The sequence below is a fragment of the Vibrio campbellii CAIM 519 = NBRC 15631 = ATCC 25920 genome (assembly GCF_002163755.1).
Lineage (GTDB): Bacteria > Pseudomonadota > Gammaproteobacteria > Enterobacterales > Vibrionaceae > Vibrio > Vibrio campbellii.
In genome coordinates, this window is record NZ_CP015863.1 from 1,265,415 (window position 1) to 1,288,423 (window position 23,009).

The 23,009-nt window shown below is 45.8% G+C and carries 16 protein-coding genes and 1 pseudogene; 11 read left to right on the forward strand and 6 right to left on the reverse strand.

The genetic code is table 11. From position 1 onward, the window contains the following. Positions 1 to 2 precede the first annotated feature (2 nt). Positions 3 to 3,164, forward strand: coding sequence for an efflux RND transporter permease subunit (locus A8140_RS06075; RefSeq protein ID WP_005528898.1), 3,162 nt, complete (start codon positions 3 to 5; stop codon positions 3,162 to 3,164). Positions 3,165 to 3,470: 306 nt separating this feature from the next. Next, a pseudogene (locus A8140_RS25510) lies at positions 3,471 to 3,557 on the forward strand (MarR family transcriptional regulator); the annotation flags it as partial. 37 nt (positions 3,558 to 3,594) lie between these two features. On the opposite strand, the gene A8140_RS06085 reads toward A8140_RS25510, so the two are convergent. Beyond that, complete coding sequence (locus A8140_RS06085) at positions 3,595 to 4,551, reverse strand: AEC family transporter (RefSeq protein WP_005528897.1); 957 nt, start codon at positions 4,549 to 4,551, stop codon at positions 3,595 to 3,597. Positions 4,552 to 4,803: 252 nt separating this feature from the next. Between A8140_RS06085 and A8140_RS06090 the strand changes: the two genes are divergently transcribed. The 3 genes from A8140_RS06090 to A8140_RS06100 all read left to right on the forward strand — a co-directional run bounded on the left by A8140_RS06090 (position 4,804) and on the right by A8140_RS06100 (position 8,563). Further along, positions 4,804 to 6,252, forward strand: coding sequence for an MltF family protein (locus tag A8140_RS06090; RefSeq protein WP_005528895.1), 1,449 nt, complete (start codon positions 4,804 to 4,806; stop codon positions 6,250 to 6,252). 539 nt (positions 6,253 to 6,791) lie between these two features. Further along, positions 6,792 to 7,814, forward strand: a complete 1,023-nt coding sequence (trpS, locus tag A8140_RS06095) for a tryptophan--tRNA ligase (protein ID WP_005528893.1) — start codon at positions 6,792 to 6,794, stop codon at positions 7,812 to 7,814. 194 nt (positions 7,815 to 8,008) lie between these two features. After that, positions 8,009 to 8,563 carry a hypothetical protein gene (locus A8140_RS06100; protein ID WP_005528891.1) on the forward strand — a complete coding sequence of 185 codons (555 nt, stop codon included), beginning with the start codon at positions 8,009 to 8,011 and terminating at the stop codon, positions 8,561 to 8,563. A 436-nt stretch (positions 8,564 to 8,999) separates the two neighbouring features. Here A8140_RS06100 and A8140_RS06105 read toward each other — a convergent pair whose 3' ends face one another. Next, a complete protein-coding gene (locus A8140_RS06105; protein WP_005528889.1) occupies positions 9,000 to 9,959 on the reverse strand; it encodes a hypothetical protein in 960 nt (319 codons plus the stop codon). Continuing rightward, positions 9,956 to 11,284: a sphingomyelin phosphodiesterase gene (locus tag A8140_RS06110; protein WP_005528886.1), complete on the reverse strand. Its 1,329-nt coding sequence runs from the start codon at positions 11,282 to 11,284 to the stop codon at positions 9,956 to 9,958. The genes A8140_RS06105 and A8140_RS06110 overlap by 4 nt, the downstream gene beginning before the upstream one ends. Positions 11,285 to 11,678: 394 nt before the next feature. On the opposite strand from A8140_RS06110, the gene A8140_RS06115 reads away from it, so the two are divergent. From A8140_RS06115 to A8140_RS06125, 3 genes are all read left to right on the forward strand, one after another. Next, on the forward strand, positions 11,679 to 12,806 hold the full coding sequence (locus A8140_RS06115) for a DNA cytosine methyltransferase (protein ID WP_038862812.1): 1,128 nt from the start codon (positions 11,679 to 11,681) through the stop codon (positions 12,804 to 12,806). Between the two features lie 54 nt (positions 12,807 to 12,860). Then, positions 12,861 to 13,709 (forward strand): Cfr10I/Bse634I family restriction endonuclease, encoded by an 849-nt coding sequence (locus A8140_RS06120; protein ID WP_005528882.1) that lies wholly within the window; start codon positions 12,861 to 12,863, stop codon positions 13,707 to 13,709. A 256-nt stretch (positions 13,710 to 13,965) separates the two neighbouring features. Beyond that, positions 13,966 to 16,404: a M9 family metallopeptidase gene (locus A8140_RS06125; RefSeq protein ID WP_005528879.1), complete on the forward strand. Its 2,439-nt coding sequence runs from the start codon at positions 13,966 to 13,968 to the stop codon at positions 16,402 to 16,404. 94 nt (positions 16,405 to 16,498) lie between these two features. Here the strand turns inward: A8140_RS06125 and guaD are convergent, their stop codons facing one another. After that, positions 16,499 to 17,917 carry a guanine deaminase gene (gene guaD, locus A8140_RS06130; RefSeq protein WP_005528877.1) on the reverse strand — a complete coding sequence of 473 codons (1,419 nt, stop codon included), beginning with the start codon at positions 17,915 to 17,917 and terminating at the stop codon, positions 16,499 to 16,501. Positions 17,918 to 18,311: 394 nt separating this feature from the next. Here guaD and A8140_RS06135 point away from each other — a divergent pair, with 394 nt between their 5' ends. Further along, positions 18,312 to 18,569 (forward strand): hypothetical protein, encoded by a 258-nt coding sequence (locus tag A8140_RS06135; protein WP_005528874.1) that lies wholly within the window; start codon positions 18,312 to 18,314, stop codon positions 18,567 to 18,569. A gap of 157 nt (positions 18,570 to 18,726) precedes the next feature. Continuing rightward, positions 18,727 to 19,755 carry a metal-dependent hydrolase gene (locus A8140_RS06140; RefSeq protein WP_005528872.1) on the forward strand — a complete coding sequence of 343 codons (1,029 nt, stop codon included), beginning with the start codon at positions 18,727 to 18,729 and terminating at the stop codon, positions 19,753 to 19,755. Positions 19,756 to 19,992: 237 nt separating this feature from the next. On the opposite strand, the gene miaE is transcribed toward A8140_RS06140, so the two are convergent. Continuing rightward, positions 19,993 to 20,772 carry a tRNA isopentenyl-2-thiomethyl-A-37 hydroxylase MiaE gene (miaE, locus tag A8140_RS06145; protein ID WP_005528870.1) on the reverse strand — a complete coding sequence of 260 codons (780 nt, stop codon included), beginning with the start codon at positions 20,770 to 20,772 and terminating at the stop codon, positions 19,993 to 19,995. Between the two features lie 125 nt (positions 20,773 to 20,897). After that, a complete protein-coding gene (locus A8140_RS06150) occupies positions 20,898 to 21,662 on the reverse strand; it encodes a hypothetical protein (RefSeq protein ID WP_005528868.1) in 765 nt (254 codons plus the stop codon). Positions 21,663 to 22,000: 338 nt separating this feature from the next. On the opposite strand from A8140_RS06150, the gene cysB reads away from it, so the two are divergent. Further along, positions 22,001 to 22,975 carry an HTH-type transcriptional regulator CysB gene (gene cysB, locus A8140_RS06155; protein WP_005425353.1) on the forward strand — a complete coding sequence of 325 codons (975 nt, stop codon included), beginning with the start codon at positions 22,001 to 22,003 and terminating at the stop codon, positions 22,973 to 22,975. Positions 22,976 to 23,009: the final 34 nt, after the last annotated feature.

The window sequence follows — 23,009 nt, forward strand, 5'->3', positions numbered from 1 at the left end:
TCATGGCACGATTCTTTATCGATCGTCCGGTATTTGCATGGGTACTTGCGATTCTGACCATGTTGGCAGGCGTGATGTCCCTGTTCAACTTGCCGGTTTCTCAATACCCGACGATTTCACCGACTACGATCTCAATCAATGCCCGTTACCCTGGTGCTTCTGCGAAAACCGTAGAAGACTCAGTGACTCAGGTTATCGAGCAAAAAATGACGGGGCTGGATTACCTACGTTATTTAAACTCAAGTAGTGATGCGTTTGGTAACGCGACCATTACGCTGACGTTTGATAGCGAAGCGGATCCAGATATCGCACAAGTTCAGGTGCAGAACAAACTGCAATTGGCGATGACGTCGCTTCCAATGGAAGTACAAAGCCAAGGTATCATCGTCAACAAATCCAACAGCGCATTCTTTATGGTGGTGGCGGTTTACTCTGAAGACCCAGACTTCTCAGAAAACGACATCGGTGACTTTGTTGTTACCAATATTCAAGATCCGATCAGCCGTGTAACGGGCGTAGGTCAAGTGCAAGCGTTTGGTTCTCAATATGCAATGCGTGTTTGGCTGGACCCATTAAAACTGACTCAGTTCAACCTAACAGCAATCGACGTCGCGAACGCTATTCGTGAACAAAACGCACAGGTTTCTTCTGGTCAGTTGGGGGGAGCGCCTGCGCAGAAAGGCCAATTGCTTAACGCGACCATTTCTTCTGCAAGCCGCTTAACCAGCGTGGCTGAATTCAGAAACATCATTTTGAAATCAGAAGCGAATGGTTCGAACGTTTACCTGAAAGACGTGGCGCGTGTTGAGCGCGGTGCAGAAAGCTATGATGTCAAAGTTCAGTACAACGGCTTCCCGGCGGCGGGCCTTGGTATCTCGTTGGGTGCTGGTGCGAACGCGTTAGAAACGGCAGAAGCAGTAAAAGAGCGTCTTGGTCTGCTGAGTACGACTTTCCCAGACGGTTTGAAGATCGCTTACCCGTTTGAGACCACGCCATTCGTAGACGCGTCGATCAAAGAAGTAATCAAGACATTGCTTGAAGCTATCGTGTTGGTATTCTTGATAATGTACCTGTTTTTGCAGAACTTCCGTGCGACGATCATCCCAACGATTGCGGTTCCTGTGGTATTGCTAGGTACGTTCGCGATTCTTTACGCGACTGGCTTTAGTGTTAACACCTTAACCATGTTTGCGATGGTTCTGGCAATTGGTTTGCTGGTGGACGATGCGATCGTTGTGGTAGAGAACGTCGAACGCGTAATGCACGAAGACGGTCTTGATCCAAAAGAAGCGACGAAGAAGTCGATGGGACAGATCACTGGTGCGCTAGCGGGGGTTGGTTTGACGCTGTCTGCGGTATTCGTACCAATGGCGTTTATGTCTGGCTCAACTGGCGTTATTTACCGTCAGTTCTCTATCACTATCGTAGCGGCGATGGCGCTATCGGTATTGGTGGCAATCATTCTTACTCCGGCACTTTGTGCGAGCTTGCTAAAAAAGGGCGATGCGGAATTTTCGGATAAGAAAGGCTTCTTTGGCTGGTTCAACCGTAAGTTTGATGCGGCGACGGCGAGTTACGAAGAGAGCGTAGCGAAAATACTCAAACGCACTGGTCGTATGCTGTTAGTGTTCGTTACAATGAGCGTGGGCGCAGGTTGGTTGTTTATAAACCTACCAACGTCTTTCCTACCGGATGAAGATCAAGGTACTGTGGTCTCAATGGCAACTTTGCCACCGAACTCGACTCAAGAGCAAACTGAAAAGACCCTAGAAAAAGTCCGTAACTACTTCCTAGAAGAAGAGAAAGACAACGTCGCGTCAGTGTTCTCGGTTGCGGGCTTCAGCTTCGCGGGTCAAGGTCAGAACATGGGTATGGCGTTTATCGGTCTGAAAGATTGGTCAGAACGTGAAGCTCCAGGTTCGGATGCGGCTTCGCTAGCAGGTCGTGCGATGGGTTACTTCTCAACGATTAAAGAAGCAATGGTGCTTGCGTTTACACCACCCGCGATTCAAGAGTTGGGCAACGTGACCGGCTTTAACTTCTACCTTCAAGACTCTACCGGAAACGGTCATGAAGCGCTTGTAGCGGCTCAATACCAAATCCTAGGTATGGCAGCACAAAACCCGAAACTGGTGGGCGTGCGTCCAAACGGACAGGCAGATGCACCGATGTACCAAGTTCATATCGATCACGTGAAATTGCGTGCGCTTGGTGTGAGCATTAACGATGTAAATCAAATCCTAGCTTCGGCATGGGGTGGGGCATATGTTAACGATTACATTGACCGCGGACGCGTGAAGAGGGTAATGGTGCAGGGTGACGCAGAACACCGTATGCAGCCGAAAGATTTCGACTCATGGTACGTGCGTAACTCACAAGGTGAAATGGTGCCATTCTCGGTATTCGCAACGGGTGAGTGGACTTACGGCTCTCCACTATTGCAACGCTTTAACGGTCTACCTGCGATGAACATCCAAGGTGGCGCGGCTCCTGGCGTCAGCACCGGTGAAGCAATGGCAGAAATCGAAGCTATGGCAGAAAAACTGCCTCCTGGCTTTAAGGTGACCTGGAACGGCATCTCTTATGAGGAACGTTTGTCTGGTAACCAAGCGCCAATGCTTTACGCTCTATCGATTCTGGTTGTCTTCCTTGTACTAGCGGCACTATACGAGAGCTGGTCAGTACCACTTGCGGTCGTGCTTGTAGTGCCTTTAGGTTTATTAGGTGCGGTACTTGCAGTAATGACTCGCGGTATGGATAACGACGTATTCTTCCAAGTTAGTTTGTTGACCACTGTTGGTCTGGCAACGAAGAACGCGATCCTTATCGTCGAATTTGCGAAGGAATACTACGAGAAAGGCGCGGGCTTGATTGAAGCAACGCTGCACGCGGTACGTGTTCGTCTTCGTCCTATCATCATGACCTCGCTTGCGTTTGGTCTGGGTGTAGTGCCGCTAGCGATCAGTGCGGGTGTAGGCTCTGCGGGTCAGAACGCGGTAGGTACGGGCGTACTTGGCGGTATGGTAAGTGCGACCTTGCTTGGTATCTTCTTTGTGCCTGTGTTCTTCGTTGTGGTTGAGCGTTTGTTCGACCGCCGCGCAAGAAAAGAGGCTCAAAAAGAGCAAGTGGAATCTACTTCACAACCAACGGCAAGCCAAGAGTAGGACATAGCGCTAAAGACTAAGTTATACTATTACTAATAAGTACAAGAAAAGGGCGCTTCGGCGTCCTTTATTTTTGGATTCAATTGGATAGTTTGTGTTTGAGGTGAAATATTTAGCCTAGAGCGTGTGGCAATTTGATTCCTGATCTCGCCTAGGCTCGTCGGAATGACGGGGTGTTGCTTTCTCGGTTATGTTTCTCGTCATTCCCGAAAGCGACGAAGGATCGCAGTCGCGAGCCTCTTGTAAACACAGTACTATCCAAATGAAAACAAAGCCGAAAGTAGAATAGGCAAGTATGAAAGATCAGAAGATTTCTTCTCTTGTTTGACGGAAGAGGAATCCGACGAATTCTTCCGTTTGGTGCGTAAAATGACCTTAGCCAATCACCCCTAGATATCTACAGAGGTTGTGTGTTCGCGAGGCTTTATTGTTAAATTAATCCATACGCTTTTAAAATCACAATTCCCAAGGTACAAGTCACGGTCGAAAGCACGGTGGTTAGAGCGATGATGTTCGCCGCCAAGACAGAATTACCTCCCATTGAACGTGCCATAACGTAGCTCGCTGCCGCAACGGGAGAGGCGTTCATAAAGAAAAGAATGCCAAGCTCAATCCCTCTAAAGCCGACAAAATACGCGCCTGTGGTAATCGCTATAGGAGCAACTAGTAATTTGTAACTGCTGGCAAACCAAGACGGTCCTTTCTCTTTCTTCATTAAACTTAAATCGAGTGAACCGCCAGTACACAACAGGGCGAGGGGAAGCGTCATCTTCGACAGATAATTGCCCGCATCAATCGCGACATCAGGGACTGGGATAGACAGAAGATAGAACACCATGCCAGAAACAATCGAGATGATCAGCGGATTGCGGGTTAAGGTTCTCATCATCAGTTTGGCGGCTTGAGAGCCAGACGTAGCTCCTTTGGGAGACAAACAAATCACCGCTTGCACGTTATAGATAAAGGTCGTTACTGCGACATAAAGCGCAGCCAGAGCCACACCTTGTGAACCGTAAGCATTCGCCACATACGCAATACCAATGATGCCCGTATTGGCGCGAAAGCCACCTTGAATCAAAACACCTTGGTCTGGTGAAGATTTGAAGAACAGTTTGACAGAAATATAGGTGAAGATGAAAAACGAAATGCTGGCAACAATGCCGTAATTAACAAAGCCACTGGCTGCGGAGAAGTCGTGCTCGGAGACGACGATACTCAAAAACAACATCGCAGGCAGCGTGACCTGAAACACCAGTTTAGAACCGACTTCGATAAAGTTGTAGTTGATAAGACCAATGCGTTTGAAGATAACGCCCAACACCAGCATTAAGCAGATGGGGCCAGTGATCGACAACGAGAATTGCAACTGATGTAAAACAGCATCCATGAGTGTATCCGCAGCAAAAAAGTATTCTTTCTAGTTATTCCCCAATGGAACCATAACTTAACGATGGGAAACAGTAGGATGATGATATTTTCTTCAGTAATTGCGGGGTTCTGGCAAAGATTAGAGGGAACAGGTTCGACAATTTTGCTCTAAATGGTGCGTTCATTGTGTAAATCGTTTTGCTCCTCACATACGTGTACAGAGTCTTTTATTGCTAAAATTACCACTAGTGATTTGCGAACGGATAACCTCATGATGGGTAAAGTACTTTGTATCGCTTTGTTTCTTTTGTCTTTTTCATTTTCCACTCCTGCTTTGGAATTGTCGCCGCTAAGGGCCGAGCCTTATGTCGGGGATTTGGAAGTGTTGAAGGAGAAAAAAGCCGTTCGCATTCTCGTCTCTGCTGATCTCGGTTTTTACTACATCCAAAACGGCAAGCCGAAAGGCATCATCTCTGAACTCATTCATGAACTTGAACGCCACTTACACAAGAACAACAAGGCGATAAACATTCAGGTAATTCCTGTAGCGAGAAATGAGCTCATCCCCAAACTGATCTCAGGATATGGCGACATCATCGTGGCGAACTTAACCGTCACCAATGAGCGTAAAGAGCTGATCGCATTCAGCGCGCCAGTACGGGAAAACGTTTCGGAAATCATCGTAACTAACGGTAAGCACTCAGACATAAAAACCATTGATGAGCTGAGTGGGTTAGACATCTGGGTAAGAGAGAGCTCCAGCTATCACAAGAGCCTAAAGAAGGCGAACAACTACTTAAGCATCAAAAAGAAGCCAATCATAAATATCATGCTTCTGGATGAGATAATCCAAGACTACGAGATCCTTGAGATGATCAGCGCTGGCGTTATCGATGTCACAGTGCTTGATCAGCATAAAACAGGTATGTGGGGCAATATCTTCCCTGATGTTATTTTCCATGATCAATTGACGGTAAGAAACAATGCTCAAATCGCTTGGGGGATGAGAAAAGACTCCCCACAACTTGAGCGAGCGATAAATAAGTTCATCAAGAAAGTCAGGATCGGCACTCTATTCGGTAATGTGGTCAATGAAAGGTATTTAGAAAATGACAAATGGTTAAAGAAGTTCCTCAATCGAGAGAATGTCACGCGCGCTAAAGAGCTTTGGGATATCTTCTATCTCTATGCTCAAGAGTATCAGTTCAACCACTTATTGATGATGGCGCAAGGCTTTCAAGAATCAGGTTTGAATCAGAATGTTATCTCACACAAAGGTGCCGTTGGCATTATGCAAATATTACCGACCACTGCACGAGACAGAGCGATAAACATCTCTAATATCTACGAAAAAGAGCCCAATATTCACGCGGGCTTGAAATACATGCACTACCTAAAGAAGTACTTTTTTAACGATGAGGCGATAAGCGAGAACGACATCATTTACTTCTGTTTGGCGGCCTACAATGCAGGGCCTGGCAACATAAGAAAGATGAGAAGAATCGCGAAAGAAAAAGGGTACGACCCAAATGTATGGTTCGGTAACGTGGAAGTAGTGACGAGACAATACATAGGGATGGAGCCAATACGCTATGTGACCAACATTAACCGGTACTTCATTGCGTACAAGCTTTTAGAGCGATTAAACAAACGCCGCAGTGAGCTTGAGCCTTACCTTCATCCACCTTACAAACGCTCCGCAATTAAGCTCTATTATTAGTTCTATGCAACCATGTATCCTACCGATTGATTTGCTCAATATCTCAGTTTGAGCATACTTTGCTGGTTGTTCGTTGCATATGCTGTTTAACTGAGTGTCTCAAACACATTAACAAGTATTCCATTTGGAATTAGCCTTAACGGATTAGGCGAGTTTTTTAGGAGCTATCAGTAGGCTCTAACCAAGGTATTCATGGATGAAAAGTAAACAGAACAAAGCGGTATTGTGCGCATTTGTATCAGGTAGCCTGTTTGGAGCTGCCCTAGTATTGGCTATGCATATTCAAATTTGACGCAGTGTTGGCGAACGTGTCAAAACTGAAAAATCAAATTGTACAAGGAGTAGGGTTGTTTTCAGCTCAGCTCCTTGTTAGGTTAAAAAATATGAAAACGACATTTACTCCTTCATCAAATTTCTTCTGGTGGCGCTCTAATTAGAGCGGCGCTGAATCCTGACATTCTTACGCTGCTGGACGGTAGCTAAGCGTGTCTTGTCTTTTTTATCTCCAGTAGCGATCTAAATTTATTCGGAGATAAGTTATGAACACCACACAAAATACCCAACAACGCGAAATCATTCTTACTGGCGACCGAGCGACAGGCCCATTGCATTTAGGCCATTACGTTGGTTCTCTGCAACAACGCGTTGCGCTGCAATCTCAACATGACCAAACCATTCTGGTTGCCGACATGCAGGGCTTAACCGATAACGCGCATAACCCTTCTAAGGTTTCTTCCAATATCTTAAACGTGGTGGCCGATTATCTCGCTGTGGGCATCGACCCGGCTCAGACCACCATCTGTTTGCAATCTCAAGTGCCAGCGCTTGCAGAACTGACCATGTACTACAGCAACTTAGTTTCGATCGCGCGATTAGAGCGTAACCCAACCGTAAAAAATGAAATTCAAAACAAGGGCTTCGAACGTTCGATTCCGACTGGCTTCCTGACTTACCCAATATCGCAAGCGGCCGATATCACCGGCTTTCATGCAACCTTAGTCCCTGTTGGTGATGATCAACTGCCGATGCTAGAACAAACCAATGAAATCGTAAGAAAGATAAACCATCTTGGCGGAAAAGAGATTCTGAAAGAGTGTCGTCCGCTGTTGAGTGACGCGCCACGTTTGCCAAGTACTGATGGTAAAAACAAGATGTCGAAAAGCATGGGCAACGCCATTAACCTAGGCGCGACAGAGAAAGAAATCTCAGCCGCCGTGAAGTCCATGTACACTGATCCAAACCACTTACGCATCGAAGACCCAGGCCAAGTAGAAGGCAACATCGTGTTCACTTATCTTGATGCGTTCCATACCGATAAAGCGTATGTGGAAGAGTTGAAAGCGCACTACCGACGTGGCGGATTAGGAGACGGCACAACCAAGAAAGTATTAGAAGAGTGTTTACAAGAAATGCTGCGACCAATCCGAGAAAAACGTGCGATGTTCTTAGACGACAAAGCGCAGCTGATCGACATACTTAAACAAGGCAGCCAACGCTCACGTGAGAAAACCGAACAAGTCCTGTTTGATGTGAAAGGCGTATTAGGTTTGAACCTGTTCTGAGACGATCATCGAATACCTCCCTCGCTAAACGAATTCAATTTGGGCTACGGTGACAGATTATTGCGTTATAGGCACAACGTTTTTCATGGCGTTGTGCCTTTTTCTTATCTCATTTTTTGTTGAATTCCATTGATAATAATTCTCATTCCATTATTTTAATGGTCTCAAATACACATATTATTGCGGAGACCGACATGGAACACACGGATATTACTCAACTGCTTATTCCAAAAAGTGATTGGGCGGCGCCTGATCTCTTTCTCTATGAAGGTGAAGATAAACTTCGTCTGAGTTTAGAGGGGGCGATTCAATTTAGTGGATTAAATAGCATTGGTGGTGTGGTACTGGGCTTTAGAATGATCCAGTATTCAGTGCAATTAGCGGCGGGTGATCAGTCTTTGCAACGTGATGGCATCAGTGTGTATACCGCTTTTCCGGGGCGTGGTGCACAAGATGCATTTGAGTACACGTGTCGTGCGTTACGTGATAAGCGTTACTGCTGTGATACGACGTTGCATCACCCAGCAGCGCAGACAGGGCAACGTGGTCAGTTCTTGTTTACGATTCGTTTGAATGAACAGTCTATGGTGATGACACCAGCAAATGGTTTACCAAGGAAAAGCTATTTTGAAGCAGATCGTCACTCGCAAGATAGCCGAGAAGCGGCACTAAAATGGCGCGATGAGAAGATTAATTTTGCGAACACGCTTCTAAGTTTGCCTCCAGAAGAGTGCTTGCGCGTGCTGTAACTCTTGAGTTGTACCAACAGAATGAGTTACAAAAGGTCGCTTTAAGTAAGCGACCTTCTTGTATCAAGTATTCGCGGAAACTAGATTCCTAGTCGCGCTTAGGCTTGCTGGAATGACCCGGTTGAGGTTTTGGAGTTGGTTTATAGGGACTCAACTCACACTGAGACTCCTAATAGTGTCATTCCCTAGAGCGAAGAATGAGCGAGTAGGGAATCTCATTTCACACTCATGAACTAAATGTCGTCATTCTGAAAAACGAGGAACGAGAGTAATTCAGAATCTACCCACCAAGTGCTGTTGAATTCGGATGTTCTCTCAAAGTTCCTGCTCGCTATACCCAGATTCCTAGTCGCGCTTAGGCTTGCTGGAATGACCTAGTTTAAGTTTTGAGCGAGTAGGGAATCTCATCGTTATATTTGCTCAGAAAAACCAGCCTTTAACCTGCAAAAAACGCGCGACGAAATTCCGCAACCGCTTGTTGGTAATAACGTTGCCACTCGGAATCTGACCAACTCGCGTGGCTGGTGGCTCTTTGCGATGCCAGTCTTGATTCCAGTTGCTGAAACTCACTTTGGTAATCGCGTACTTGCTGCTCTTGCTCCGCAACTTGCTGCGCTCGGGCGACTATCTCCTCACTCTCTTGCTCAGAAAGGTAGCTCTGTTGAAGTGTCTGAATCAACACCTCACGCTCTGATTCAGTTACGCCATCAGGAATCAATGCGACCGCACGCTCATACTTGGCTTGCTGGCTCTCTAACCCCAACGCGGCCTCACTGCCTTGCCACGTTTGGAGCAAATCCTCGTAAGCTTGCACATAGTCTTGAGCGGGTGTTGAAGCCAATTGCTCGGCTTGCAAACTAAAATCGTACAGCGCGAATTCATCAGCAAAAATCACTTCTGCCAGTTCACCCCAAATCTTTTTTGCTTCTGATTTGAGAAGTGCGATACGAGACGCCAGCGGCTGTTGCTCATCAAACAACAAATTTCCTAAGCTTTGCTGCCAAAGGCTATTGAGCTGGTGGTAGTTCGCTAGCAGGGCAAAACGCTCCGCAGACAAATGCGCTTCAAGCTCAGCCAAGTGAGATTCGCAGTTGTGATCAGACATACACGTATGCCAAAACATCTCTATCTCTGCTTTGAATGCTCGTCCTTTGAGCTCACTCAAGCGCTTAGATATGGCCTCAGTAGGAGAGGGCGTCTCTTTGGCTTTCGGCACGATGACCTTACCAGTCGATTGACTCACCGCTAAAGAGGCACCTTCGTTTGCTTGTGGTTCAGAAACCTTTTCCAATGCAGAAGATAACGGCAACAAGCTCTCACTCTTGCCTCCATTGGCTGAAAACCAAATTGTGCCCGCCACCACAGCGGACACAGTAATTAACGCGATAGGCTTCATGGCTTGAGCACTGTACTAACTGGGAAATGATCCGACAGATTGTAATGTTTCCATAAACTTGCTGCCGTTGAACGTGGAACATCTACGCGGTTATCGTTAAACGACTTCGCGCCATATTCACTACTCACCATCACGTAGTCGAGGTACTCCACATTGTCGCCACCAGATAACGCTTTGCCTGCAAAGTTGTTAATGCGCGGGTCAAAGGTTGACGCGGTATAACCGGAATACTCAGGTTCAACCGCGCTGAGGTTCGCGATCATCTGTTGGTAATCACCAGGAAACTTCAACTTATTCACATTAAAGTCGCCGCTGTAAACCACGGTTTCATCGGCTGGGATATTTAAGGATTTAGCCATCGCACGCATCTGCTTGAACTGACGCTGACGATGCTCACGCGCGATGTCCGTATCAGAAGAGGCGGCATGAGTGGCAAAGACATGGTAAGCCTGACCACCTTTAATGATCTCCGCATAATTTATGCCCTTGTCGGCGAAGCAGTCAGTACTGGAACAATCGGGAAAGACGAACTGTGCCTGATTCACGATAGGGTAGCGGCTCACAATCGTCACGCCGCCGTCATGAATGTTGAAGCCATCTTTATCCAGCATTTTGGTTTGATATGGGTATTCTTTAGCAAGCTCACGCAAAAACGCCTCTCGACCATCCGCAAACACCTCTTGCAGCGCGACCACGTCGTAACCTTTCACGTATTCAGGAATCAGCTCGTAGCGATCACTAATGTGAGAAGCAACCGCTGGCAGTGCCCAAATGTTGTAAGTCACCAACTTAAGGTGTTGTTCGTTGTCATCGGCAATCTCATCGACCTTGTTCGGCGTGATGGTGTAATACAAGTCATCGTAGCGAGCGGTTTTGTCGGATTTAAAAGCCAGCTCGGTTGTACGAGTACCAAATGCATCGGTCGCAGAGCGGTGGATATTGCGATCCTCTTTTAATGCCAGAACCACATCGGCAGCGGAGACACCATATTTTATGGTGGAGTTATACCAATGGCCGTCCATCACTTGCTTTAAAGCAATACTTTCACCCAAGGGGTTAGAAATTACAGTCTCGAAGCGATACTGCTGACCGGTTCGAACGCCTTCCCAGCGGTTAAAACTTAAAATTGATTTCGTTTCCCACGGGCCAAGCACTTGCACATGTTGTTGCCACTCATCGCCGTACTCCAATAAGTCACTGCCTTCGTGAGTGACTTGAATCGTTAAAGGTTGGTCCGAGTTATTCGTTAGGTATACATCGGTATCTGCGAAGCTTGGCAGTGCGAGTAAGCCACTTAGCCAAATAATCCATTGTGTTAGTTTCATCTGTCTGTCCATATGTCGAATTAGAGTTATTATTCTTATTGATAATTATGACTAGCACGTTAAATATGGATGACAGCAAACCGCACGTCGGACTTTGTTGATAAGTTGTGATCTTTGTTCGGGTTGAATTGCTCAAGCGGCAAGAGGTTGTAAAGTTTCCACTCAAAATAACATTTTAGTTAAAGAAAAAAGTTAGAGCAGTCTACTAATGAGTGTTATCAAATGACTCCACAAAAACGCACTGTAACGATTGTTGATTCGGAATTAAAAAATGATGTTGGTATTGAAATTGGGCTAATCACAACCAAGTAGCACTTTGTGTTGTATGTACATACAGTGTAGAATCGCCGTTCTTCATTTTTACTGTCGACATCACTTCTTTCTAAGGTTTCATATGGCAAGTATTTTTTCTTTTTTTACTGGGTCGGGTTTTCTAGATTTGGGGTTCGAAACTTCTGGATTTCATACGGCTGCGGTCAATGAATTCCATGAACCCTTCCTCAATGCCTACAAACATTCAAGAAAGATAATGTCTTTGACTGAACCAAAATTTGGTTATTACCATTGTAGTGTTGAAGAGTTTGTTTCAGATGGTAAGTATGTAGATATACTTGGAGATCAAGTTTCTACTCTGCAGCAGGCTGATGAGTTAGTTGGTTTCATTGGTGGACCGCCGTGCCCTGATTTTTCTGTTGGAGGAAAAAACAAAGGTCATGAAGGGGAAAATGGTCGACTATCCAGAACATATACTGATGCGATTATTCAACATAAACCAGACTTCTTTCTATTTGAAAATGTTAAGGGACTTTGGAGAACTAAACGTCATCGAGAGTTCTACGAACAATTAAAAGCAGACTTACGTAATGCAGGTTATGTGATTACAGATCATTTAGTAAATTGCATCCAATTTGGAGCTCCTCAAGATCGCGATCGTATCTTCATGTTTGGCATTAAAAAGCATCATGTAGTTAATGTTCTAGATGAAAAATCGATTAATGATATGAGCATCCCAGCTGAGTTTTTTGATTGGGAATCTCATACGACCTTTGCTAGAGATGAAGCTTTGAAGTCTCCTTTTTGGCCATCTACAGAACCTTTTTCTGATTCTAAAGAGAACACTATGCCGGGTGGCATAATTCCTTCTCTTACAGTTGAGTATTGGTTCGAGAAAAATGATGTAATTAATCATCCCAACGCGTCTGCGTTTTTCACACCAAAGTCAGATAAATTTAGGCTAGTAGAAGAAGGTGACACAAGCAAAAAATCTTTTAAACGATTACATCGCTGGCGTTACTCGCCAACTGCTGCTTATGGGAATAATGAGGTTCATTTACATCCCTATAAAGCCCGTAGAATAAGTGCTGCGGAGGCTTTAGCTATTCAGTCGTTACCAAAGAATTTTGAGCTACCATATGGAATGACATTAAGCGATAAGTTTAAAACCATAGGGAACGGTGTGCCATACCTTGCAGCAAAGGGAATAGCTAAAACAATTAATGATTTTATGCACAAGATTAAATAAACTCTAGTTAAGCTGAGTTAGAATGCAAGCTCCTGTTTCAATTGAGTTTGTATTGTGACTAAAATTATCAGCTATGATGCGAATAACAAACCCGTTATCAAAGTTGCGGAAAGTTTCAAGTGTGTAGTCGACTCTGTTCCAGAAAATGATTGGGATTATGCTACCTGTTTAGATGAAATCCAGAGTGTTGTATTGAGCGAAGAAAGTCGCGTTCAAAGTGGTGCTTTTTCAAACGTTCGAGGCACCTGGTTCGAATGGATGGTGTCAATAGACAGTTATAACCATTGGGCCAATAACGACCATAGATTGTTGCTATTAAATCTACCAAACATCAGAAGGTTTGATTCAGCTTCTCTATATAAAACAGAAATATATGAATTTGTTACAGATTTGAGGCATAAACTTGAGGAAAGTTTGGATATACAGATGATCACATCCAATCCAGATTACGTGATAATTGATACTGAGCGTTTAGGCTTGGAGTTTGAGCGTAAACCTTTCGTTGAAATAACGAAAGAGGCTCTAGACCATATCGACAGTTTGTATACCAGAATAATCGGCAAGTGTGAACTGGATGATATTGTAGGGTACTTTTCATTAAAGACGTCCTTAAGGCCCGATCGTCGCCTTCAGATTGCTCATGAAGGGAGTTTAACCAAAGCTATTTATGTGCACCTTCAGACACGGAGTTGGTTAATGGAGCCAAGAGGGATTAGATACTTCGGTGGAGCTCTAGCTTTGTCTGAAGCTGATGTTAAAGCGTTAAAAACTGTAGCGACACATTCTATAACAACTGTAATGTCAAAACCTGAACGAGCGGTTGATGAGCTATTTACAATAAAAAACCGAGCACAATTAGGTCAGGCCCTAAACAAAATGATCTCTGTTATAGGGCTTGATTGAAGAATCATAGTTCCGCCAAAAAGCCAGACACACCGTCTGGCTTTTTCATAATTAGATTTTATCTTTGATATTTCAGTTAGTTGCGTAACGTTTTCGTAGAGAGATAATCGGCATATTTAGTAATTAGTTTATAAATTAGAGCGTAAAATCTATTTCCTGAACTGACTTCATAAATTTTATGCAACTGAATTCATCATTCTGATTGTAAGGAATATAACAGCGGCCTCAATTATTAAATCAATCAATGAGTGTCGTTATGTCTCATATCCGTCTATTCCCACGTCATCGCTTGGCGCTAGCTTGTATGCTCGCCAGTGTTTCCAGTTTCTCATTTGCTGAAGAGCAGTGTGAAGTCCCTGCGCTTCAGCAAGCTCCGGATCTTGCATCTGCGGTCTCTGCTGCCACTTATCATTGTTATGAATCTTGGTTTTCTGCCCCTGCTGATTCTTTAAATGATATCTACAGTGAAGCGAGCTTAATTCGCATTCAGACCGCTCTGAATCGAGCCATTGCAAGTTATCAAGGTGAGGCAGAACAAGCACGCCAATTGGAAAACCTAGGTGAGTTCGTACGCGCGGCTTATTACGTTCGCTACAACGCGCAACAGCCAGATTATTCACAAGGGCTGAGCCAAGGTTTTGCCCAATCGACGAATGCGTTCCTTGCGAACCGTCATGCTTTAGACCAAGGGCGTGAACAAGTAGGTGCAATGAAGAGCCTGACTTTGATGGTCGACAACGTGAAGCAATTGCCGCTCACGATGGAATCTCAACTTGCAGCACTTCGCCACTTTAACCCACAAACTGCGCAAGATACGCAGTGGGTCGATGGGTTGAATAACCTCTTTCGTGCTATGTCTGGCCATGCTGTGCGAGACGATTTTTATCGTTACATGGCAGACCATAATCAGCATATAGAAGTACTGATTAAATTTGCTCAGCAAAACGAGTGGGCACTGGATACCGACGCGAGTTTTCTGGTGTATAACGCGGTGCGTGAAGTGGGTCGTCTGCTTGCCAGCCCTTATTCTTCAACTCGTACCGCGGCATTGAGAGAGATGCAACGAGTGATGGAGCAATATCCGCTGGCTAGCAAGCATGACAAGCTATGGCTAGCCGCGGTTGAGATGATGGGGTACTACGCACCAGAAGGTTTAAACGGTCTCGACTTAGACCAAGCCAAACGCGATCTGGCTGCACGTGTTCTGCCGAATCGGTATGAGTGTGACGGCCGGGCAATCATTCGTTCGCAAGATTTGACCCAAGCTCAGGCCGTGGAAGCGTGTGAGGTTTTAGCAGCGAAAGAGGCGGACTTCCATAAAGTGGCAAATACAGGTCATCAACCGGTAGCAGACGACAACAATGAACGAGTAGAAGTGGCGGTGTTTGCTAGCAAGGCGAGTTACGCGGACTACTCATCGTTCTTGTTTGGCAATACCACCGACAACGGCGGTCAGTATCTGGAAGGTAACCCGGCAGAAACAGGCAACGTGGCGCGCTTTGTGGCTTACCGTTACAACAATGGTGACGAGCTTTCTATTCTTAACTTAGAGCATGAGTACACCCACTACCTCGATGCGCGATTCAACCAATATGGCTCGTTCGGCGATAACTTGGAGCACGGTTACATTGTATGGTGGCTAGAAGGTTTTGCTGAATACATGTATTACAAGCAAGGCTACGATGCGGCGATTGGCTTGATTGCAGAGGGCAAGATGAGCCTGTCTAAGGTGTTTGCGACCACTTACTCTCACGATACTAATCGCGTATATCGCTGGGGCTATCTCGCGGTGCGCTTTATGTTGGAAGAACATCCGCAAGAGGTGGAGAGTTTGCTTACGCTCTCTCGTTCTGGTCAGTTTTCAGAGTGGGCGAGGCAGGTCCGATTGTTGGGTGAGCAATACGATGGTGAATTTGAACGCTGGTTAGGTTCCGTTTCTAATGAGCCTGAGCCACCTAAGCCAAACCCAGATCCAAATCCGGGCGAGCCGACGGAACCTTCTGACCAAGTTATTAAGCTTACCGCGAACCAGAGTGTGGTGCTGAGCGGTGCGGCTTACAGTGAGCAGTTGTTCTACGTTGATGTGCCTGAATACGCGACTCACTTTGAAGTCGAGATCCAAGGCGACGCTCAAGGTGACGCAGATTTGTACATGAGCTTTGAGCAAGAAGCGCATTACTACGATTTCGAATTCAGCCAATATGGCGTGGGCAGCAATGAGATCGTGACGTTTGAGCCAGAACCATCGGGTTACATTAAGCCGGGCCGTTATTACCTGAGTATCACAGGTCGCTCTGAATTTAATGCAGTGACGCTAAAGGCCTCATTAGAAATTGAGGCGCCAACACCAACAACGCCGGAGCGAGATGATTTAACGCCTGTAGTATTGGAATCGGGTAAACCGCAGACGCTCAAGGTACTCGAACGACGCTATGCGGCGGTTTATGTACCGCAAGGCGTTCAAGAAGTACGAGTGTGGCTAACGGATACAAACGGCTACTCTGACAATGGCGATGTGGACTTGTACGCGAGCCGAGCTTACTGGCCAAGTGCTATGCAGTACGAATACGCATCTGACGACAGAGGCAGTAATGAATTCCTGCAAATTCCAGTCACTGAGGCGGGCTATTTGCACTTCACGTTGGATGCACCGCAGCAAGGGGATGAAGTGGAGATGATGGTTTACTTTCACTAACCGTTACTCTGAACAAGTATCGATGTAAAACAAAGCCGGACACTGCGTCCGGCTTTCGAGTGCAGATGTCTCTATGCTCAAGACTTTGGTCTGTTTAGATGGAGCTCTCGATTTTTGTCTTTTTTGTGACTTTCGCCTTTTTAGTGACTTCGCCATCGGCAGAATAGGCCAGTTTGCCAGCTATGTAGGTTGCTTCGATGTTTCTCTCATCGCCTAACATCATTAATGCAAAGAGCTTATCTTCCAAGCTTTTGGAATGTTGGTAACGCAACTTCTGCAAATCCGTTGCTGCCCAGTTGAGGACAACGAAGTCGGCTTCTTTTCCTGCTTCAAAATTGCCTATCTTGTCGTCGAGGCTGAGTGATGTCGCCCCGCCCAATGTCGCTAAGTACAAGCCCTTAAATGCGGACAGTTTCTTACCTTGTAACTGCATGATTTTATAAGCCTCATTTAAGGATTCTAACTGAGAAAAACTGGTGCCTGCGCCTACATCGGTGCCCAAGCCAACGCGTACACCTTTCTGTTCCGCTTTTTCTAAATCAAATAGGCCACTACCGAGGAATAGGTTGGAGGTTGGGCAAAAGGAAATGACGGAATCGGTACGCTGAAATGCACTCCATTCTTTGTCGGTCAGGTGAACGGCATGGGCGAAGATAGAACGCTTGCCAGCTAAGCCGTAATGTTCGTAAACATCGAAGTAGCCTTCACGGTCGGGGAAGAGCGACTTCACCCATTCGATTTCATTTTTGTTTTCTGACAAGTGCGTATGCACATACACATCTGGATACTCGGCTTTGAGTTTCCCAGCAGCCGCTAATTGTTTGGGCGTCGAGGTAGGGGCAAAGCGTGGAGTAATGGCGTATTGCAATCGTCCTTGGTTGTGCCATTTGTTGATCAGGCTTTTGCTTTCTTTATAGCCCGTTTCCGGTGTGTCGAGTAGGTAGTCTGGCGCGTTGCGATCCATCATGACCTTCCCCGCAATGATACGCATGTTCTTATCTAACGCTTCTTCAAAAAGCGCTTCCACCGATTGTGGATGAACAGTGCCAAACACTAATGCGCTGGTGGTGCCATTTTTCAGCAGTTCATTAATAAAGAACTGAGAGATAGCTTGGGCGTGGGCCTTGTCCTCAAACTGTTTTTCCGTTGGGAAGGTGTAGGTTTCTAACCATTCCAGCAGTTGCTCGCCATACGCCGCAATCATCTGGGTTTGTGGGTAGTGGATGTGTGTGTCGATAAAGCCCGGCACGATGAGTTTTCCGCTGTGATCGACAATATCTTGGTACTGTGTCGAATCGCTTTCACTGAACGCTTTGATGGCTTTGATATGACCATCTTCAATCACTAATAAACCGTCTTCAAAATACTGATAGGCATCGGGAAGGTGTTCAACTTTGGCTGGATCGTTGATGAAATGTAATAGGCTAGAGCGGATTGCGGTGATGTCCGCCGCCGCTTGAGAAGAGAAGGAAGCCGTACCGAGTAAAGATAGAAGGATCGCGTTTTTGTTCATAAGTCACTCCATTGAATCGTTTAAAAATCCATGGTTTTTGACTTATCAGAAGAAGTCCTTGTCAATAGAGTGTAACAACCGAAAACCATTAAAAGCGAAGAGACTACAGCGAGATGTGTGCCAGATGTCCGTTTAAGCTCTCAGGGCAGACGGAGTGGGGCTCGGCGGAAAGAGGCGTAAGTTGAAAGTGGGTACTCACGATCCATGATGGTGAGAAAAACAAAGGTTTGAACCGAAGTGGTGCATGCGATGCTTTGCTAATAAATAGCCTTGGGCTGCAATAAATTTGTCATGTTTGAGCTATAAGTTGTGCGACGTAAATTGGCGATGCCAAATGAATAAGCTGAATTGATCAGCGATTTGGCGAACAACTTAACTTGTAGATTAGAGAACCATGTCAAGAGCAGTAAACCCAGCTGATGAAGTGATCATCAAGCTGCTACAAAACCAAGGCTTGATCAAAAGCGAAGCTGAGGCTCGTTTAAAAGATGAGGTGTACCGCTTGCACCCGCATGAAATTGAAAAAGTAAAAAACTACGATCAGCACTTTGGTATCAACGCCAAAGAGAAATTGATTGATGAGATCTTAGATCTCCGACGTGAAGCATTGATCAAGAAAATCTCCCGCCCAGAGGCTGCGGCTAGCCAGTAAATGGCTTTAAACGTGCCAAGGCATTTGATCTCCCCCTAGTGTGTAAAAGTAAGTAAATAAGAGACACAAAGTGGGTGAGTGATTTGACTCTTATTGAAATTCGTTTTAGTTTTCAAGCCAATCAATCTTTGTGATGAATGAGTGTAGATAACGGGATATGGATTCAATCACACAAGCAGCATTAGGAGCGACTGTTGCTGGCGCGATCGCAGGTAAGCATTGCAATGCCAAGGTACTGCTGATGGGCGCGGCTCTCGGTACCTTGCCAGATCTGGATGTGATTCTGGACTACGGTGATGCAGTTCAGAACACGATTAAGCATCGTGGCTTTACGCACTCTTTACTGGTATTGCCTCCTTTTGCGTTGCTTATTTCTTGGCTTTATTGCCGCTGGCGACCTGATTCTTTCTGGACGTTATCACGAGTGTTTTTCCTCACCGTCAGTGTATTCGTGACGCATACTTTACTGGATGCAATGACGACGTATGGCACTCAGCTTATTTGGCCATTTGAGGGCTATTTTGAGCTACGAAACGTGTTCATTATCGATCCGCTTTACACCTTGCCGCTGTTGCTGGCGATCGGTGTGGCACTGTTTTCTAAATCTCGCGGTGGATGCTGGTGTCAAAGCGTGGTGCTTATCTCCACACTTTATCTCGGTTGGGGATACGCCTCTCAACAAATGGTTGCGTCTCGTGTTGAGCAAAACTTGGCTGCGCAGAACTTACCGAATCAGCAAGTGCTGATTACACCAACACCGTTTAACACGTTTTTATGGCGCGTGGTGGTGATGGACGATGGCCAATATTACGAAGGTTTAGCGTCGGTATTAGACAGTGATCAGCGCATTGATTTTGTCACGCATCCTCTTGGCAGTTGGCCGATGGCAGATAAGCCGGAGACGCTGAAAGGATTAAAGGCTTTTTCTCACGATTACCTCAACTATCGCGTGGAAGATGATGCTCTGATTGTGACGGACTTGCGTTTGGGTATGTCTAATAATCTGTCGTTCGAGTTTATCTTTGCTGAGAAAGGTGAAGATGGGCAGTGGCAGCTATTAGAATCGACCCAACGTTATCCGAGTGAGCGCAGTTTAGATTTGCTCGGTCAGCTTTGGGAAAGACTGAAGGGTGACCAGAGTATTGATGCGAATCTGCAGCGTATGGAGTTGAGTGCACGTTCTTAGTTTATGTGTATGAGATCCCCAACTCGCTCGTGTCTCGCTCTTGAGGATGACGATACTAGAGATGGGAGTGACGATGTTGATGCTGTGAGATGTCTCAAGCGTGTCATTCCCGAAAGCGACGAAGGAGCGCAGGCGGGAATCTCTTGCCAACACAGAATTACAGTGAGTACTGGATTAGCTCCAGAAAAAAGCCGGACGCGATGTCCGGTTTTTTGATATTTAACGTTGGGCTGCAGCCTATGCCGCTAACACTGGAACGCCACTGTGGAATTTGAAATCTTCATCCGGTGTTGAAATTAGCTCAGCTTCAAGGCGGCCAAACTCCGCGACGCGCTCGCTAATGTCTTTGCCTGCGATTTGCTCTGCCAAAATTAAGTAATCTTGGTAATGGCGTGCTTCTGAACGCAGCAGAGAAACGTAGAACTTCGCGATGTCGTCGTCCATATGCGGAGCCAGTTTTGCAAAACGTTCACACGAGCGAGCTTCGATGTAGGCACCGATAATGAGCTTATCAATCAAGGTTTCAGGCTCATGCGTCTTCATCTCAGAAATCAGCGTTTTCGCATAGCGGCTTGCTGGAATGTTCTTGTATTCCACGCCACGGCTTTCCATGATTTCTAGTACTTGATAGAAGTGGTGTAACTCTTCTTTGATCAGTAGAACCATCTTGTCGATCAGATCTTGGCTGTAAGGCGAGTCTGATTTAGCGATGATCGCTTTAGAAATATTGCTCTTACCTTTCAGAGTCTCAAGGGAACCTGTCTTACGGTACGCGAAGTCTTCATAAGGTTTGAACCAATCGAGTAGAGCGTGTGAGCTGGCTTTGTCTACGGCGTATTTACGGATAAGGAACATCGCGGATTGGCCGGCTTTCAGTTCACACAGTAGATGGTCTAATAAAATGGTTTGAAGGTTTTCAGGCTTCTTTGCTTCCTCAACCCATTCATCTGGGGTGCTGCATTGCAAGAATTGGTTAATTGGAGCAAGAAGGTCCTGATAGGCGTCGAGATTAATCATTTAATTTTTAATACTTTACATTCAAATTTCGGTTTATCCAGCCAGCGTCTTTTCAAAGGGATAAGACACAAAAAAGGCTGCAAACGCAGCCTTTAATCGGATAGGGCGGAAAGCTTGTGGAGAGTTTACCACTTTTTCTTCTCGCCGAAGAGCGCATCCATATCACTGTCACGTTCTTTATCGGCAAGTTGCTGCATTTCAGCATCGTTTTTGTCTTGGCGTTTCTTATCTAGGTCACCAAGCATGTCTTCAAGTTTTTGTTTCGCTTGAATCGAGTATGCGTCGTTTTTGGTGCTGAGCGCATCGATGCCTTTACGAAGCAGCTGTAGGGCAGTGCCAGGCTGGCCGCGGGCAATGGAATCGTTCGCACGTTTGATCACATTCTCGATGTTGATGCGGATTTGCATCGTTTCCAGACGCGCATTTTCCGTTACGTAAGTTTGTGTATCCAAACGGCCTTTGTTGTGTTCGTTACGAACCGTATCACGCAGACGTTTAACCAGTTTTAGCATTAGGATTGCTTGCTTGTCGCTGCTTGGCATTTTGAACGTCGTACTTTCGCCGCTTTGATTACTTTCTTTAAGTTGAGTAATTTGCTGCTTCATGTTCTCGATGCGTTGGACAAGCTGTTTGTTTTTTGGATCCAGCTCGCGCATGTTCTCAAGAGCATCAAGAATGCGATTGTTTAGGCACAGCAGTAGGTCCTTGCTGAAAGGAATATGGTGAGCGTGACCAATAAGCTCTTCGGTACCGTCAATCAGTGTCACGTAACGAGCAGACTCCTGTCTTTTCGCGGTCTCTACTTTCACCTTGTACTGCAACATGATGTTGTACCCAAGGATCAAGACCAGTAGAACGGCTACCAAAATGACTATTAAACCAGTATTCATATCTTTGCGTCTGCTTCTTACTTTTGTATGACTAGCGATAGAGAATACATGAATCTTCTCTCTCCCGGCACCCTATTTATTTGATTATTTTGCCCCAAACACGTTTTCCGTCGGATTTAAGCAGAGAATACGGTGAGCTGTATAAAAAAGCGGATTTTAAAGGTTCAACTTTGTGCATATGAAGGCGAGATAAATGATTAGCTATGAGCTTGAGCTATAAGTTAGAAATTACTGTTCATTTAGTTGCTAACACGTTATAACTAATCATTATATTTACTCTGGCGAGTAGGCAAGATAAGTATGACGTTATTATCTCAATCAATGAGTAAGGGATTACGATGAAACTGCAACAACTGAAGTATATTGTTGAGGTTGTGAACCATAATCTGAATGTGTCTGCGACAGCAGAGAGTCTTTACACTTCTCAGCCGGGCATCAGTAAACAAGTCCGTTTGTTGGAAGATGAACTGGGCATTCAGATCTTCGAACGAAGTGGTAAACACTTAACGCAGGTGACACCGGCCGGTGAAGAGATAGTGCGAATTTCTCAAGAGATTCTGGCGCGTGTGGAAAGCATTAAAGCCGTGGCAGGTGAGCACACTCACCCAGAAATGGGCACGCTGAACATTTCTACCACGCACACCCAAGCTCGTTACGCACTTCCTGACGTAATCAAAGGCTTTACGGCTCGTTACCCGAAAGTATCGCTGCACATGCACCAAGGTACGCCTTCACAAATGTCTGAAGCGATTGCCAAGGGCACGGCGAACTTTGCGATTGCAACTGAAGCGCTTCATCTTTACCAAGATGCCATCATGTTGCCTTGTTACCACTGGAATCGTTCTATCGTGGTACCAAAAGATCACCCATTGGCAAAGAAAGACGTTGTCACGATTCATGACTTGGCGGCTTATCCGCTGGTGACTTACGTGTTTGGCTTTACTGGTCGTTCTGAGCTGGATACCGCATTTAACCGTGAAGGTTTGACGCCACGCGTGGTGTTTACCGCAACGGATGCCGACGTAATCAAAACCTACGTTCGTATGGGCATAGGTGTTGGTGTGATTGCGAGCATGGCGGTAGATGAAGACCAAGACGGCGATTTGGTTGCCATTGATGCAAGCCACTTGTTTGGCGCAAGTACCACAAGCATTGGCTTCCGCCGTGGTACCTTCCTGCGTTCTTACATGTTCGATTTCATGGAGCGCTTTGCTCCACACTTAACCCGTCCTGTGGTTGAACAAGCGATTTCACTGAAGTCGAATTCAGAAATTGAAGAGATGTTTAAAGACATCGAACTTCCGGTTAGATAACACTTCATTGCTGTTTCGATTCCCTCTACAATGC